Here is a 14288-nt window from a genome sequence, read left to right as displayed (position 1 = left end):
GTCCTGGTTGCGTATCTACTTTCGCGCGGCCTGATGCGCGCTCAATGCCGCGCCGAGGTCCTCGTCCGTCATTGCGGGGCAGACGCTCAGCGTCAGCAGGTCACTCCATTCGAGCGCCAGCGCCGACAGTCCACGGGTGTCTTCCGCCTCGACAACCGCAAAGCCATGCAATCCACCGATCGCATGCCAGCGTCCGAGCAGTTTGACGCCTTCAGGCGCCTTGCCACCGGTTTTCATGAAGCGCTCGATGACGGCGTTTTCCGCAGTTGGCAAGCCATTCCATTGCACGATAAATTTCATTGCATGTCTCCAGGCTGGTTTGGCGATGCCGGCTCGTGGTGCGCCGTTATTGCCACTCGCGCTGCGCTACGTTTCCGCACGCGCTCGCGCTTCGAACCCTTTCGCGCCAGGATGCTGTCCGATAACGCGTGCTATCGGAAACTGACACAAAACCACGTGGCGTCCTAAACATCATAGGTGAGTGCGCGACTACAGCGCGAGGCGCGGATATTCACCAGACCAATCGAACAGGCCGGCGGCCACAGGGAGCGCATGGCAGTCGTGTTTGTTTCCAATTGCAGGCCGCTCGTGCGTCCTACAGGAAGGAGCTCTTAATACGGTTGTGGACGATGTCGGTACCAATCTGGTTCGAAGCCTGGTTCGAAGCGCGCCATGGAGTACGCCGGTACGACCGGCACGCATTCGAGTGGCACGCCGAACAGGCACAAGTGTATCGAACGAAACGCGCACGCACGTCAGACGCGTCCCATTGCTGCGAATGTCTGGGCCGAAGGCTATCTGCGTGGCGAATTGAGCGGCACCGGAGCGCCGGAAGCATCGGAAATCGTCTGACGTGCCGCCGGAAAACCGGGTGGATAGTCGACGACCCGCGTGGGCGCTGGTACCACCTGCAGGGCGATGCTCGAACGCGCACCGATCCGCGCGCCGCCAACAATGGCCGCCATCGCCTGGCGGTCGAGTTCGACGCTCTCGGTGAGGTCCTTGATAACGAGCTTTGCCATGGTGGCTCCGGTGAAACGATTGAGCTGGCGGTTGATGCGATCCTCCATCCGTCGCCCGGGTATGTCTTTGTCTCTGGATGTGAGCAGGTCTCGTCGCAGTATCAGTATAGGAAATCTGCTTGCAGCCCGCCTGTTGGATGTGAACAGGCAGCAGTAGGGAAGTCCCCGGTTCTTCGCTACTGCGCGCCGTTAAACGTTGGCGTAATTGGCGCCCCACAGCGAAGGGCTGACGTTCAGATTCAGCGGCACGAAGCCGGCGCCGATCACGCCGATGTTGTTGAGGGCGGCAACGTTGACGGTCTGTACCTGGGTGAGGTTCTGGTCGACCTTGACGTTGACATTGGCGATGCCGCCAAGGCTGGCTACGGAAGCCAGACCGGGCACGCTGCTGCCGGTGCCGCCGGCCACCGCCGACATTGCGTGGCGGTCGAGCTCGCGGGTGCGGGATAGATCGCGAATCGTGAGGGATGACATGGTGATTCTCCAAAGGTGCGCGGAAGACGGGCGTGATCGGCGCGAAGCGGAAATTGCCGAGGGCCTTTCCGCTTCGCCGAATCAGGCTTCAAACGTTGATGTTGTTGCTCGACGTGACGCAGGGATTGATCGTCGAAGTGAGGCCGGTGGCGAACGCCACGTTGTTGCCGTTGGCGCTCTGGATGTTCATCTCGTTGCTGATCAACTGCGTGGCGCTGACCTGCTTGCTGTTGTTCGGCGCGAACACCGGGCTGATGTTCGTGTACGACGTGCTGCTGGGGTAGCCGAAGCCGTAGCCGAGGCCGCCACGCACGGCGCGCATGGCCTTGCTGTCGAGTTGTTCGGTGATGGAAAGGTCTTTGATCATCAGCGTGTTCATGGTCAATCTCCTGGAAGGGAAGGTCACAGTCTTGCGGTTGGGTTCGAGCATCTTGTCTGCTCGAGCGTCACTAATGCATGGGCTGTGCCAGTTTTATTCGCACCTCCTAATAAAATTGACGAAGCCATGATGTACAAGGCTTGCGCGTCATGCCGCCACCTCGAAGCCGCAGCACGGCCACAAACAAACGAACGCAAACTGATGGCGCGCTCCCAACAGCGCGCCGGATCCTGTTGGATGTCGCGAGACACTCGCAGGCGGTGTACGCAGCGGGGCAATCCTGGTTTGCGAAAGCGCGGGTCGGGGACTAGTATCGAAGCGGCACATGTAACTGGTTACGACAGGTTTTCTATTGGCCCGATGGGCTTCGGTCGCATGCGATCCGGCCCAATGGCAGCGGGGACGCTTCGCACACATGGCTAGCCTTGCGCACGCAATTCGCGACTATCAGAGCGGCGAGCTATCACGTGATGAGTTCGTCGCTCAACTCGACAGCACGTTGACGACCGAAGGATATGGTCCTACGCAGCTGCTGGAGATGCTCGGCGTAGCGCACCGCAAGAGCCCCCTGCCTGACGATCTCTATGCCGAAGTGCGACGGCGCATCGAGCAGTTGCGTGTGTCGAACGTGGCGGCCGGTGGCGAGGAAACCGGCATACAGACCACCGTCGAGATATCCTCGGTACGCCCGGCGAGCGCGGCAAACCCGGCAGGTTCAGCAAGCGCAGCGAGCGCGCCCGGTGCACCGGGATATGACCAGATTAAAGGCACAGGCGATACGCTGAACAACCGCTTCGTTCTCGAGGAGTGTCTCGGTGTCGGCGGAATGGGCACGGTGTACAAGGCGCTCGATTTGCGCAAACTCGAAGCGTCGGATCGCAAGCCGCATGTTGCGATCAAAGTGCTGAACGTCCAGTTCCGCGGCAATCCGAATTCCCTCGTCGCGCTGCAGCGCGAGGCGCGCAAGGCTCAGGTGCTGGCGCACCGCAACATCATCACGGTGTACGACTTCGACCGCGACGGGCCGATCGTCTACCTGACGATGGAGTACCTCACCGGCAAGCCGCTGAGCCAGCTATTGCGCACGCCAGGCTATAAGGGAATGCCGGTTCGCGCGGCACTGCCGATAGTGCGGGGCATGTGCAATGCGCTCGCCTACGCGCACGAACACGGCTTTGTGCATTGCGATTTCAAGCCCGCCAACGTCTTTCTCACGACGAATGCCGAGGTGAAGGTCATCGACTTTGGCATTGCCCGCGTGTTTCAGCGGCCGGAGGAGGAGAGCGATGCAACGGTCTTTGACCCCGGCAGTCTCGGTGCGTTGACGCCAGCCTATGCGAGCCCGGAAATGATCGAGCATCGCGAGCCGGACCCGCGCGACGACATTTACGCGCTCGGCTGCATCACATACGAGTTGTTGACCGGCCACCATCCGTTCGACCGGTTATCGGCGACACAGGCTCGCAATGCGGACTTCAAGCCGCAGCGGCCACCCGATCTCGATGCGAAGCAGTGGCGCGCATTGCGTGCCGCACTGTCGTTCGACCGTAACACGCGCATGCCGAGTGTCGCGCGTTTCATTACCGAGTTCGATGACGAGGCGCGCGCGGAGAAGTCGGGCACCCTGGTCAAGACGGGCTTCGCGGGTTTGGCGGTGGTGTGTGCCGCGATCGTCAGTGTGTTTGCCTTGCGTTCGGCACCGAATCGTCAGAGCGGGACCCAGCCGGCTGCGGGTGCTTCGGAAGCATCCGCGGACCAGCGCGCTTCAGCGGCGTCGCCTGAGCCATCTTCAGCGCCGCCCGCGCCCGAGCCTGCGCTGACCTTAGGCGCCGTCACACCGCTGCTGGAGCAGGTGCCGTGCTCGGCGTTATCCGCTTCGGCACAGGACCACTCGTTGACTGTGCGCGGCTACATTTCGCAACGCTACGGCGCGGCGCATCTGCAGGACACACTATCGGCACTGCCGGGCGTCGATGCGCTGACGCTCCAGGTCGAGCCGCTCGCGGACGATCAATGCGACACGATCAAAGCGCTCGCCCCGTACTGGATCCGCAACTGGCAAGCAGGTCACGTCGCGTCGCTGCACGTGCGGCCGCCCGGCGGTCAGTTGAGTGAGGGCGATCCACTGGTCGTCGACGTGACGACGCCCGGTTACGACACGTACGTGAACCTCGACTACTATCAGCTCGACGGCAGCGTCGTACACATGGTGCCGAGCCCGCGCGCCAAAGACAATCAGGCGCCTCCTCACTACGCAGCCACTATCGGCAGCGCGGGTGACTGGATTATTTCGAAGCCGTTTGGAGCAGAGATGGTGGTGCTTCTGATTACGCCGGCGCAGCTATTCGACAAACCGCGGCCCGAAAGCGAATCACGTGCCGACTATCTGCGCGCACTCGATACGCGGCTCGCGCAGATCGCCGGCAAATACGGCCAGGATCATATCGTCGCCGACTTCGCACCGATCACCACGAAGCCGCGCACCCCTTAGGGACAGGCAACGCAAGCTGCCGTACCCGCTTTCGCGTTACTTGAGATCCTTCACCACTCTGAAGCCATCCTGCGATTGGCGCACACTCGCGCTGTACTTGAAGCGTGTCGCGCTCAGCATGTAGCCCCCGCCTTCGCGCCACGAACCGCCGCGAATCACCCGCATGTCGCAGCTGGGGCTGTCCCACGCGCGGCCGTCGGCGGGTGCGCCCTGGTAGGAGTTGTGCCAGCAATCGGCCACCCATTCCCAGACGCTGCCGTTCATGTCATACAAACCGACCGGATTCGGTGCAAACGAACCCACGGTTTCGGGCCCTTCCTTGTGCCAGGGGAGGCCGCAATCCGTGCAATTGGCGTTGCCCTTGCGCATCTGATCGCCCCACCAGTAGGCCGTGGTGGTGCCGCCGCGGTCCGCGTACTCCCATTCGGCCTCGGTGGGCAGGCGGTACGGCTTGCCGGTCGTTTTACCCAGCCACTTCACGTACTGTTGCGCGTCGTCCCAACTGAGGTCGCGTGCCGGCGCCGTTTTGTTCGTATTGCTTTCCGGAGTCAACTTTGGACAGGCGTTCGCCGCGACGCACGCATTCCATTGCTCGACAGTCACCTCGTATTTGCCGATCGCGAACGGCGCACTGATGGTCACGTGATGGACGGGTTTTTCAGAGGGGTCGTCCGTGTTGCTGCCCATCGAGAAAGCGCCCGCCGGTAGCGCGATCATGATCGGACAGGTGGCACAGTCGTGGCTTTCACCGGCACTCGGCGGGTGCGTGATGGTTTTCTGCACGACCGCCGGTGTGGAAGATGCCGTGGATGCGACAGCCGGCGTCGTTGCCGGCGCGGCAGCGTGCGAGTGATCTTGCGTTACCGCGCTAGCGGGTGGCGGTGAGTGCGGGGCTTGTGGTGACTGTGCGACCGGTGGCGCGACAGAGGGCGTGGCTGCCGGCGCAACAGGTGGCGCGCTCGCGGATGCCGCGGCTCGCAGCCGGTCAATGCGTGCATGGGCAAGTGTGGCGAAGCGCCCGTTCGGATAGGCCTTCAGATAGGCCTCGTAATCGCCGGGATAGTTGCTGTCCTTGATGGAATTCCAGAAAGTGATTTCGTATTGCTCGCTGCTGTCCTTTGGCAGAATGCCTCTGCTGTGAAGCGCGACAATGGGATCGTCGACGGTAGCGGAGGCGACCTTCGCGCCAGCGCCGCGACCTGGCAGGTTGCTCAGGTTCGCGTCTTCAGCAAACGACGAAACAATCCGCGGCGTTTGTTCGCCATCGGTCACCTCACTTACCCTCGCCGCTACACCTTCAAGCAATCGCGTAAGAGCCTGTGATGAAGCAGAATCGTTGAGCGCGTGCAGCAACGCGTTCGTGTACACGCCGTGATGTGCGGTATCTGCCGCAAAGCCACCTGGTTGTGTGGCATACGCGACCAGGGTATTGGCGGGCAAGGTGACCGTTTCGAGCGATACGTCAGCGGAGAAGGGGTTGTTCAGGCATGTATCGAGAATCAGGAGATTGAGTGCGTCGGGACGCGGCGCGCCCATCGCCTGCAATATGGCATTCAGATCGACTCCTTCGCTAACGAGCCGTGCCGGCGCGCGTGCATCGAGGCCTGCGGGAACAAGCAACGTTTGCCGTCCGATCTGCAAACCGTGTCCAGCGAAATAGAAGAGTCCTGTGCCGCCTTCGCGCAGACGTTGGCGGAATTCGCCGATGGCTTGCCGCATCTGCTGCGGCGTCGCATCAATGCGCAAGATGACTTCGAAACCGAGCGCATGCAGCGTGTCGCGCATGGCTTCGGCATCGCGCGGCGCATTATTGCTGAGCGGGTCCGCGTGATGATCGTACGCGCCATTGCCGATCACCAGCGCGATGCGCGCAGGCTGCGGACTGCTCCTTTGAAATGTGAGCGGTGCGCTGAATGTAGCTGTCGTACGTGTACTGGTCGCGCCAGGCATCGCGTCGTCACGCTGCGCCGCGACACAAACGCTGCCACAATGCGCCTGAATTACCCCGGCCATGCACACCAGCAGGAATGTTCGCCACATATTCATATCCTGTTTGTTCCGGACAGAACATAGGTATTCGACGACCACGAAGCCCGCAGCAGCCGTTGAAGTGGACCGGCTGCTGCGTCGGCACCATCATCGGCAATCCATCGACAACCTATGAACAACGATAGCACGTGCTTTGCACGTCACAATGGTCCGCACGCCTTCAATGCGTTATTCGGTTAACGAGCGTGGCGTATCTTTTTGGCAAGTTACGTCCTAAGCTAATTCACAAAGTAGGGCAGTACTTCCGTTTTATTAGTGCTGCCGCTCATCGACGAATGACGTGAACCCGTCACGTGAACTCACGTGGAAGTACGCAGGCGTTTGCGACATCCAGCCGGAGCGTCCGGCCCGCGCTGTGCGCGGCCGAGGCGGCAATGGCCATTCTTCGGGAGAGTGCGCAATGAGAAGAATCCTCACACCCGGCGTGCTCGTCGACATACGTCATGAAACGAAGGTGTCGCTCGCTGCGCTCTGCACCGCCTGGTTCGCCACGCTTGTTCTCCTGCTCTGTGTCGCGTCACTGCCTGGCTCCGCGCGTGCCGAACAAACACCTTCGCCGCCGGGCGCGGAGGAATACATCATCTGGCCGGCCGACGGCGCGGTGATTCACGGCGGAAAACTGTGGGTTCGCATGGGACTGCGCAACATGGGCGTATGTCCAAAGGGTGTGGCGATTCCGAACACGGGGCACCACCATCTGCTGATCGATACCGACCTGCCGCCGCTCGACCAGGAAATTCCGTCTGATCGAAATCACCTGCACTTCGGCGCGGGTGAGACGGATGCACGCATTGAGTTGCCACCGGGCAAGCACACCTTGCAGCTGATTCTCGGCGACCACAATCACGTGCCGCACGTACCCCCCGTGTATTCGAAGAAGATCACCATCACCGTACTAAAAGACTAGCTGTCCCGTTCATTCAGGACGGGTTCTTCAGGACGGAGAGACCAGCATGGACAGGATTATTGCGCTCGCGGCGCTCGTGGCACTGGCGACATTGACGTCACTGGCATTGCCGGATAGTGCGATGGCCGGCGCGACACCGTCGCCCGCCGGCGCGTACGCCTACATCGGCTATCCGAACAATGGACAGGTCGTGGCCGCCAATAAGCCTTTCCGGGTGTGGTTCGGATTGCGCTATATGGGCGTGGCGCCGAAAGGCGTCAAGTATCCGAACACGGGGCACCACCATCTGCTGATCGATACTGACCTGCCGCCGATGGATCAGGAAATTCCCAATGACCGCAACCATCTGCATTTCGGCGCGGGCGAAACGGAAACGATGATTCAACTGCCGCCCGGTAAGCACACGTTGCAGCTGTTGATGGGCGATGACATGCATATGCCCCACAATCCGCCGGTGTACTCGAAGAAGATCACGGTCATTGCGCGCTAGCGGGGCATCGGGATATCGACACAACGCGGCTTGCCCGCTTCCGTGTCACGCCGCAGCCAACACCGCCGCGCGCATTGTTGGCTGCGATCCACCAGTTAAGATTTTGCGCCGCGTAACCGCCGCATGGTGTCGAGCGGCGTACCTTCCCGGAAATCCTTTATCTACAGCCATTCTGGAGATTTCTTAGGATCGGAAACGAAAACTGGCACAGCCCATGCGTTAGTGACGCTCGAGCAGACAAGATGCTCGAACCCAACCGCAAGACTGTGCTGTTTCCCTTCCAGGAGATTTACCATGAACACGCTGATGATCAAAGATCTGTCCACCACCGCTCAACTCGACAGCAAGGCCATGAGCGCCGTGCGTGGTGGCCTCGGCCTTGGCTATGGCTATCCGTCGTCGTCGTCGTTTCTCAACTTCTCGCCCGTGTATGCACCGAACAACAGCAAGACCATCGACGCCACACAGCTGATCAGCACGACGATGAACGTTCAGAATGCCAACGGCAACAATGCAGCGTTCGTTGCCGGCGTGACGACCACGATCGACCCGCATGTGAGCTCGAGCAACAACATCAACGTGTATTGAACGGCACAGGCCGCCGCGGAGACCTCCGGGTCTCCGCGGGACGCGCAAGCTCAGTGCGTCAAAAAGATTCCGCATCCAATCGTCCTTTCCACACGACCCCAGCCTCACCGCTCCTTCCCCGCGCCGACCTTCCTGTACCGCTTTGATGGTGAAGCCGGGCAGGGCCTGCTTTACTTGAACAGCGCGTTCTTCTCGTGCGGCGTAGCGGGTGTCATCGGAGAAAATCGTGTCAGCGTTGCCTGCTTCAATGGTTCATCAGCGCTCTTTCAACGCGTTGCGCGGACTCTGCGCCGCAACGATCTGCGCGCTGTCGCTGTGCGCATGTATCGACGTCAGCATGCCCGACTACAAGCGGCCCGATACGCCCGCCAAGGCGTCGTGGTCAGATCAGAAAGGCTCACCGGTATCGGCGGCCGCGACCATCGAGCCGGACTGGTGGAAAGGCTTCCATGATCCGTATCTGGACACGCTGGTCGCGAAAGCGATTGCAGGCAACTTCGATATCAAGGTACTGGCGGCGCGTATCGACGTAGCCAGCACGCAGATCGGCGAAGCCAAAGCGGGTGCGTTGCCGACCATGGACCTCGGCGGCGGTGCTGATTTCGAAAAGAGTACGGGTCAGACGTTTGCCAAACAGTACAACGTCGCGACACAGGTGAGTTGGGACATCGATATCTGGGGCAAGGTGGAGAAGGGCGTGCAGGCACAAAAGGCCGAATTTCACGCAAGCGAGGCAGATTGGCGCGCTGGTTATCTGGAACTGGTGGCGAACGTATCGAGTACCTATTTCCAGATCCTGCAATTCGACGATCAGATCGAGCAGCAGCAACAGACGCTCGTCACGAACCGGCAGATTCTCACGATTTACGAAGGCCAACGCCACAACGGCCTCATACCGCAAACCCAGGTGCTGCGCCAGCAGGCCGAAATCAACCGCCTGACGAATCAATTGCTCGAACTGCGCCGCTCGCGCGATCTCGCGAACAACGCACTGTGCACGCTTCTCGGCGTGCCGGCGGGCGAATTCCAGTTGCCGAAAGGGCATCTGCAGCAACGTGTGCAACTACCGGTTGTGCCCGACGGCTTGCCTGCGCAACTGCTGGCGCGACGTCCCGACGTGGTGGCTGCCGAATTCAGAGTACTGGAAGCCTATAACCTCGTCGGCGAGGCCAAGCTCGCGCAACTGCCCACTATCAACCTTACCGGCCACGGTGGCACCGCTAGCTTCGCGCTAACCGATTTGCTGAAGTCGTTCACCTACGGATTCATGCCCAGCATCGACATTCCACTTCTCGATCCCGGCGTGCGGGCTCATGTGAAAGTCACGCAGGCGCAGTCCACGGTCGCTGAACAACAGTACCGGGTCGCGGTGATGGGTGCCTTCGAGGAAGTGGAAAACGCGCTGGTCAATCTGAACTCACACAAGGCGCAACGGGTGGAGTTGCAGCAGGAGGTGTCGCGGCTGCAGATCGTTGCCGATCAGATTCAGTCGCAGTTGCGCCTCGGCGTGGTGTCGCAACTGGAAGTTTTCGAAACTGAACGGACCTTGCTGGAAGCGCAGCAGGAACTGCTCGCCAACCATCAGTTGATTTTGTCCGACACGGTGTTGCTCTACAAGGCACTGGGTGGTGGCTGGCCGAGCGTGGATGTGCAAGCGGAAGTAAAGGAACACTGAGCTAATCCGGGACTGGGCGCATGTGGCGTATTTCGACTGCATATGGCGCATGAATGGCCCGTGCAAGCGGCGATGTGGAAATTGACACTGGCCATGCGTGACTTAAAATTTGTAAGGAGCCGGGCGCTGCTCGGTTCGTTACAAAATCCACTGCTCGCCGTAGTTCTTCTTTCCGTTCCTGCTGTGCGATGGACGCAGCGGGTAAACGATTAGTGATGCAGATAAAATGACAGACGGCGAAACTCCGATTGCTGAGATGCGCGCGACATTAGGCGCCATGTTCGACGTGGTGCTGTCGCCGGTTGCGTCCGCGCAGCGTCCTGCGCTCGACGCGATCCGGATTGTCGACAGCCTGTTTGCGATCGGTCGAAGCGACACACCGTTTACCGACTATCCGGCCGAGCGGATTGCTCGCCTGTCGCGCCGACATGCGCGGATTTTCACGGAGCACGGAGCCGTCTATGTTGCCGACCTCGGCAGCAAGAACGGCACCACGCTCAACGGCGTTGCGGTGCGGCAAACACCCGCAAGAGTGCGCTCCGGCGACGAGTTGTGCTTCGGCGGTGAGCTCTGCTATCGGGTCAGTGTCGATCCGCGCGCGCGGATCGTCTGCGCCTCGACCGTGGCGCCGGCGCCCGGACTGCTGCTGGTGCCGCAGCGCGACGACCTTGGGCTTCAGCCAATCGACGTGCAGGCGTTTCCGTTTCTTATCAGCAAGGCGGACGAGATTTTCTCCCGCTATAAGGATCGCTATCCGCATCAGGTCAATTACATTTCGCGGCGTCATGCGCACATCTTTCTGAGGGGCGGCGAACTCTATCTGGAAGATCTCGGCAGTACCAACGGCACATTCGTAGGCGGAAAGCGGCTCGACGAAACTGCAGTGCCGCTTATGGAGGGGGACGTCCTTGCATTTGGCGGCGATCACTTCGTCTACAGGGTGACACTGAAAGAACTCTCTGATGTCGAGCCGACCGTGACCCAGCTATCCCTCGATCCAGCCGCCGGCGAAGCTGCCGATGCCGACAAGACCACCTTCGTCGGCGCGGCGCATTCGTTCCTCGATATCTTCTGTGTCGACCCCGGGCTGCAGCAGGAAGACGAAGTGAATGAGGCGGCACAGGCCGCTTCCACGCACGCGAAGCGCGACACGCAGACAGCCGGTGCGAACGTAAGCAGCGGCACCAGCAGAACCAGCAAAACAAACGGCAAGCAAGGCTCGAATGGCCCACATGGCACGAACGCTGCGAAAGGCCGGCCGCAGCGTTGGCGCCTGCTCGCGGGTGAGCTCAGCAAGGCCTTTGCGGCAGGCGATCACTCGATGGAGCGTCGTGCTGTGTGGTGGAGCGGCGCGGCCTTCGCCGCGCTGGTGGTCATCGCATTGACGCTCTACATGCGCGGTTCATCCGAGCGCGATCTGAGGAACATGCTGGCGAGCGGCGATTACAGCAGCGCGGTGACGCTCGCAAACGGTTATCTGGCAAACCACCCCACCGACACGAAAATCAGCGCGTTGGCGAGCGAAGCGCTGCTGAAGGCGAAACTCTCCGGGTGGTTGAACGTGTTGCAAAAGGCGCAGTTCGATCAGGCCGACGCGCTGCTCAAGGAGATGAGATCGTTGAGTGCGAACAATGCGGACGCCGCTTCTCTGGTCCGTGAATTGCAATGGGTAGGCGATCTGGAGCGTTTCGTGACGGGGCGCGGCGGCGTAGAGGCGCCAATTCGCATGTACGCCGACGAGACCACCATCAGCGGCCTGCTGCAGCGCTGGGATGACGACGCGAGAGGCCATCAGCGCGCGCTCGACCGTATCGCCTCATATGTGCCTGTTTTCGCGGAGCCTTACGCGCAGGCGCTGAGTCATCTGCGCAAACTGGAAAGCGACGACTCGGTGTATGTCGCCGCCATAGACCGCCTGAACGGCACCATCCGCGCCGAGTTGGCGCGCGATAAACCCGACGCACTGCCTGCTGTCCTCGACGATTATGCGCAGCGCTATCCGCGTCTCGCGGGTCTCGATCGCGTACGGGAAGATTTGCGCCACTACACAGACGTGCTGAACGCCGCGCTTGGCCGGCAATTGACGCCGTTGCTCGCGTTGCTGAAAACGGTGCAGTTCGGTACTCCGCCATTTCAGGCGCAGTTCCAGCACCTGGCCGCGAGCCGTCTGCCGTCGGCGGACCTCATCCGCCGTCATGACGCGGCGAGCGCGGCGTGGCAGCGCGGCGATACCCAGCAGACACTAAGTGACTTGCAGGCCATGCCTGCTGGGCCGTGGTCGGACGTGGTCGCAGCGGAACTGGCGCATAAAAAAGCGCTGCTCGATCAGTTCGCCGACTTGCAGAAGACGCGCAGCGGCAAGGATTACGACCAACGCCTGCTGTCGTTCTACGCCAGTCTCGATCCGATGGCGGATGCGTGGTTCGTGCAATCGATCCAGAAAGACGTCGCCGCTTTGCACGACAAAGCGCTGGCGCGCGCGCAAGACCTGCTGCTGCGCGCACAGAGCCTCTGGAAACAGTATCGGGCGAATGGTCCGATCGGCGGCACGCAACGGCTGGAAGCAGGGATTTCGCCGGGCTTTCGTAGCGAGGCGCGCCTGCTCTCCGATGCGCAAGCTGCCGCGCAACAGGGCATGCGCATCTATACGCAACTGAAGGCGGATCATCCCGCCGATTTTGACAGGCTGCTGGCGGATATCGACGCCGAGGCGGATCTGCAACGCCGCTCGCTGACCGAGTTGCGCATGGTGCTGGACCCTGGACTGCTGAAGGCGAAGCTGGCGTTGATTGGAGGCGAGCAGAGTGAAGCGCGACAATCACCCTAGACCGTTGTCGGAGGCGCTTGAGGATCACAGCGTCGAGGGCATCGCAATTCTGACCGCGGAGCCGGTGCGGCTCGCCCGCGCGCTGATCTGGGCGATGGTCGCGCTGGTGGTGGCCGGCTTGCTGTGGTCGTTCGTGGGGCGGGCGGATGTGATCGTCAGCGCGCAAGGCACGCTCTCGCCGGAATCGGAGGTCCGCCGCATCTATGCGCCGATCGACGGTGAGCTTGCCGACCTGTACATCGCCGAGGGGCAACCCGTATCGAAGGGCGACGTGCTGGCGCGGCTGAATGCGCGCGGCGCGATCGAGGCTGCGAGCAACGCGTTGCAGGCGCAGCTCAAACTGGAAGACGCCGAGCGTGACTGGAAACAGTTCCCTGAGAAGAAGGCGCTAATGGAGCGCAAGGCGGCCGCGCTGAAGGCGCAGATGGAGGTGGAAGCGCATCTGCACGAAAATCGCGTTTCCGAAGGTACGACGAAGCTCGCTGAAGGCCAGAAGGCTGAACTCGACGAGGCGCGCAGCGTACTCGACAACGCGCGCCGCACGCGTGAGGCGGCGCATCAGGAACTGGACCGCTATTCGCAGCTCTTCGCACAGCCAGGTGGCGGCGGTATCGCCGAATTGCAGGTGGAGCAGAAACGGACCGCCGCGCTGGAAGCGGATAACGCCTACCGTGTCGCGCAATCGAAACTCGCGGAGCTGGATTTCCGCCTGAGCCATGAATACGCGCAGGCCAATGCACAACTGGAAACCAGCGGACAGCAGACCACCGACCTGCAGCTCCAGTACGACTCCGCGGTTCGTGACATCACCGACGCGGAAGACAAGGTGCGCCTGCAATTGCAGAGCGCGCGTCTCGTGGCCGATGCTGCCGCGCGGATCCGCTTCGAGAACATCGACAAGGATAATTTTTTGCTGATCCTCGCGCCGGTCTCCGGTGTTATCACCGACGTGACCTCCACGCAGCGAGGCGACAAGGTTCAGGCAAACGCACCGCTCGGCGGCATCGCGCCGAAAGATGCGAAACCGGTGCTGAAGATCGAAATCGCGGAGCACGATCGCGCGTTTCTGCACGAGGGCCAGCCGGTGAAACTGAAGTTCAACGCGTTTCCGTACCAGCGCTACGGATTGATCAACGGCACGCTTGCCTATATTTCGCCGGCTACCAAGCCGTCCGTGCAGGACAAGCAGCCGGTGTACGAAGGCCGCGTGACGCTCGAGAAGAACTACTACCAGATCGCCGACACCCGCTATCCGCTGCGCTATGGCATGACGGCGAGCGCGGAAATCGTGGTGCGCGAACGGCGCCTGATCGATCTGGGTCTTGATCCGTTCAGGCAGGTAGCAGGTTGAGCGCGCGGGTTACAGGTCAATTAAAGGAGCGGATG

The 14288-nt window shown here is 61.2% G+C and carries 12 protein-coding genes and 1 pseudogene; 7 read left to right on the top strand and 6 right to left on the bottom strand.

Features of this window, described 5'->3' with window-relative positions; all coding sequences use genetic code 11:
* Positions 1-15: 15 nt before the first annotated feature.
* From BCY88_RS01220 to BCY88_RS01205, 4 genes are all read right to left on the bottom strand, one after another.
* Positions 16-300, bottom strand: coding sequence for a DUF3303 domain-containing protein (locus tag BCY88_RS01220; RefSeq protein ID WP_120342447.1), 285 nt, complete (start codon positions 298-300; stop codon positions 16-18).
* A gap of 494 nt (positions 301-794) precedes the next feature.
* Positions 795-1022, bottom strand: a complete 228-nt coding sequence (locus tag BCY88_RS01215) for a hypothetical protein (RefSeq protein WP_120342760.1) — start codon at positions 1020-1022, stop codon at positions 795-797.
* A gap of 189 nt (positions 1023-1211) precedes the next feature.
* A complete protein-coding gene (locus BCY88_RS01210) occupies positions 1212-1496 on the bottom strand; it encodes a hypothetical protein (RefSeq protein WP_120342446.1) in 285 nt (94 codons plus the stop codon).
* 88 nt (positions 1497-1584) lie between these two features.
* On the bottom strand, positions 1585-1875 hold the full coding sequence (locus BCY88_RS01205; protein ID WP_120342445.1) for a hypothetical protein: 291 nt from the start codon (positions 1873-1875) through the stop codon (positions 1585-1587).
* Positions 1876-2290: 415 nt separating this feature from the next.
* On the opposite strand from BCY88_RS01205, the gene BCY88_RS01200 reads away from it, so the two are divergent.
* Positions 2291-4366: a serine/threonine protein kinase gene (locus BCY88_RS01200; protein ID WP_120342444.1), complete on the top strand. Its 2076-nt coding sequence runs from the start codon at positions 2291-2293 to the stop codon at positions 4364-4366.
* Positions 4367-4402: 36 nt separating this feature from the next.
* On the opposite strand, the gene BCY88_RS40785 is transcribed toward BCY88_RS01200, so the two are convergent.
* Positions 4403-5638 carry a formylglycine-generating enzyme family protein gene (locus BCY88_RS40785; RefSeq protein WP_404935666.1) on the bottom strand — a complete coding sequence of 412 codons (1236 nt, stop codon included), beginning with the start codon at positions 5636-5638 and terminating at the stop codon, positions 4403-4405.
* An 18-nt stretch (positions 5639-5656) separates the two neighbouring features.
* A pseudogene (locus tag BCY88_RS40780) lies at positions 5657-6316 on the bottom strand (caspase family protein); the annotation flags it as partial.
* A gap of 499 nt (positions 6317-6815) precedes the next feature.
* Here BCY88_RS40780 and BCY88_RS01190 point away from each other — a divergent pair.
* From BCY88_RS01190 to BCY88_RS01165, 6 genes are all read left to right on the top strand, one after another.
* Positions 6816-7322 (top strand): DUF4399 domain-containing protein, encoded by a 507-nt coding sequence (locus tag BCY88_RS01190; protein WP_120342442.1) that lies wholly within the window; start codon positions 6816-6818, stop codon positions 7320-7322.
* A 46-nt stretch (positions 7323-7368) separates the two neighbouring features.
* Positions 7369-7812 carry a DUF4399 domain-containing protein gene (locus BCY88_RS01185; RefSeq protein WP_120342441.1) on the top strand — a complete coding sequence of 148 codons (444 nt, stop codon included), beginning with the start codon at positions 7369-7371 and terminating at the stop codon, positions 7810-7812.
* 294 nt (positions 7813-8106) lie between these two features.
* Positions 8107-8400, top strand: coding sequence for a hypothetical protein (locus BCY88_RS01180; RefSeq protein ID WP_120342440.1), 294 nt, complete (start codon positions 8107-8109; stop codon positions 8398-8400).
* Positions 8401-8647: 247 nt separating this feature from the next.
* On the top strand, positions 8648-10075 hold the full coding sequence (locus BCY88_RS01175) for an efflux transporter outer membrane subunit (protein WP_120342439.1): 1428 nt from the start codon (positions 8648-8650) through the stop codon (positions 10073-10075).
* A 226-nt stretch (positions 10076-10301) separates the two neighbouring features.
* On the top strand, positions 10302-12902 hold the full coding sequence (locus BCY88_RS01170; protein ID WP_120342438.1) for an FHA domain-containing protein: 2601 nt from the start codon (positions 10302-10304) through the stop codon (positions 12900-12902).
* Positions 12880-14253 carry a beta-barrel domain-containing protein gene (locus BCY88_RS01165; RefSeq protein WP_120342437.1) on the top strand — a complete coding sequence of 458 codons (1374 nt, stop codon included), beginning with the start codon at positions 12880-12882 and terminating at the stop codon, positions 14251-14253. Before BCY88_RS01170 ends, BCY88_RS01165 begins: the two co-directional genes overlap by 23 nt.
* The last annotated feature ends 35 nt before the right edge of the window (positions 14254-14288 follow it).

The sequence above is a fragment of the Paraburkholderia fungorum genome, assembly GCF_003610895.1.
GTDB lineage: Bacteria > Pseudomonadota > Gammaproteobacteria > Burkholderiales > Burkholderiaceae > Paraburkholderia > Paraburkholderia fungorum_B.
This window is presented reverse-complemented; position numbering and strand designations above follow the sequence as displayed.